Raw genomic sequence first — 2,024 nt, forward strand, 5'->3', positions numbered from 1 at the left:
GGTTCTCTAAATATGGTGCCCGGACTCGGAATCGAACCAAGGACACGGGGATTTTCAATCCCCTGCTCTACCGACTGAGCTATCCGGGCAACGGGGCGCATTAAACCGTATTGGCCGGATGGCGTCAATCGCTTTCTGTCACAAAGCCGATCGGTTGCTCTATTTTCAGGCAGCGAACCCGGCGGAGCGGGGGATGGGAGGATATCGTTACTCAATAAATATGCATGTAAAACGTGTATTTATACCGTTATCTGGATGGGTTTTTATGGTTTTTTAATTAAATAACAATGTGTTATTGCTAAGTCAATGCGCATTAAACCAAGGCGATTCTTGCTTGAACCCCGCAAAGAATCATGCAATCATTGCGCAAATTTTAGCACTCTCCGTTCCCTGACGGTGTTCCCGCTTCTTATAAGCCAGAGGGTTATTGGCATGACTGGTTTTGTTGCTCAAGCGCTGCTGCGCACCAGACATCTGACGCCGCCACCGTTCCGCCGTTGTCTCCTCCGCACGTCCTCCGCCCGAATACGCCTGCCGGCCATGCGGTAAGGCCGCCTGATGCTCGCTGTTAGGCATGCGTAAAGCCAGCGCTGCGGCCCTGATTTTACTGATGCCTGTCGGACGCTGCCAAGATCAGTTCCCCCGATAGCCGCCTGATGATCCCCGATCATGAGCCGGTCACGCACGCCGCTTATGCTGCCGTGCCCGGGTATCGCTTTTACCGGGATAACCGCGTTATCTCATTACCGTGCCGGTGGCACACCCTCATCCTTCACCGTTTGAGAGTCAGCATGATGAAAGAATTGAAAATCGCGACCAGCGCCAGCCTGGTCGCCACCATTGAGACGCTGCGCCAGATCGTGCGCGTAGAGCAAACGGACTACACCGACGTGGCGGCGGTGGTGGTGTCGGTCGCCGACGTGAACGCCGGTATTCTGGCGCGCTTGCAGACGACAGGATTCGACATTCCGACCTTCGTGGCGGTGGAAGGGGACGAGCATCTCTCGCCGGACTATCTGCCGTTTGTCAGCGGGGTTTTCGCGCTGTTGGCCGGCGCCAGCAAGCCGTTCTACATGGCGCAGCTGGAGGCCGCCGCCGACGCCTACGAGCAGGCGCTGCTGCCGCCGTTCTTCAAAACGCTGAAGACCTACGTCGAGATGGAAAATTCGACCTTTGCGTGCCCGGGGCATCAGGGCGGCGAGTTCTTCCGCAAACACCCGGCCGGCCGGCAGTTCTTCGATTTCTACGGTGAAACCCTGTTCCGTTCCGATATGTGCAACGCCGACGTCAAGCTGGGCGATCTGCTGATCCACGAAGGATCGGCCAAGGATGCGCAAAAGCACGCGGCGCGAGTGTTCAACGCCGATAAAACCTACTTCGTGCTCAACGGCACCTCGGCGGCCAACAAGGTGGTGACCAACGCGCTGCTGACCCGTGGCGACCTGGTGCTGTTCGATCGCAACAACCATAAATCCAACCACCATGGGGCGCTGATCCAAGCCGGCGCTACGCCGGTCTATCTGGAAACCGCCCGCAACCCGTTCGGTTTTATCGGTGGTATCGACGCGCACTGCTTCGACGAGCGCTTCCTGCGTGAGCAGATCCGCGAAGTGGCACCGGAGAAGGCGGCGGTGGCGCGGCCGTTCCGGCTGGCGATCATTCAGCTCGGTACCTACGACGGCACGATTTACAACGCTCGCCAGGTGATCGACACCATCGGTCATCTGTGCGACTACATCCTGTTCGACTCCGCCTGGGTGGGCTACGAAGGCTTTATCCCGATGCTGAAAGAGTGTTCGCCGCTGCTGCTGGAGCTGGACGAACACGATCCGGGCATTTTCGTCACCCAGTCGGTGCATAAACAGCAGGCGGGGTTCTCGCAGACGTCGCAGATCCATAAGAAAGACGACCATATCAAAGGGCAGAAGCGTCACTGCAACCATAAACACCTGAACAATGCGTTCATGCTGCATGCGTCGACCAGCCCGTTCTACCCGCTGTTCGCCGCGCTGGACGTCAACGCC

1 protein-coding gene and 1 tRNA gene are annotated in these 2,024 nt (G+C 57.8%); one reads left to right on the top strand and one right to left on the bottom strand.

The window, feature by feature from the left end; translation table 11 throughout:
• Positions 1-13: 13 nt before the first annotated feature.
• Positions 14-89: transfer RNA gene (locus FUU19_RS16705), tRNA-Phe, on the bottom strand.
• 705 nt (positions 90-794) lie between these two features.
• Here FUU19_RS16705 and FUU19_RS16710 point away from each other — a divergent pair.
• On the top strand, positions 795-2,024 hold a 1,230-nt coding region (locus FUU19_RS16710), incomplete at its 3' end, for an Orn/Lys/Arg decarboxylase N-terminal domain-containing protein (RefSeq protein WP_304622320.1).

The sequence above is a fragment of the Serratia montpellierensis genome (assembly GCF_020858655.1).
In the GTDB taxonomy this organism is placed as follows: domain Bacteria; phylum Pseudomonadota; class Gammaproteobacteria; order Enterobacterales; family Enterobacteriaceae; genus Serratia; species Serratia montpellierensis.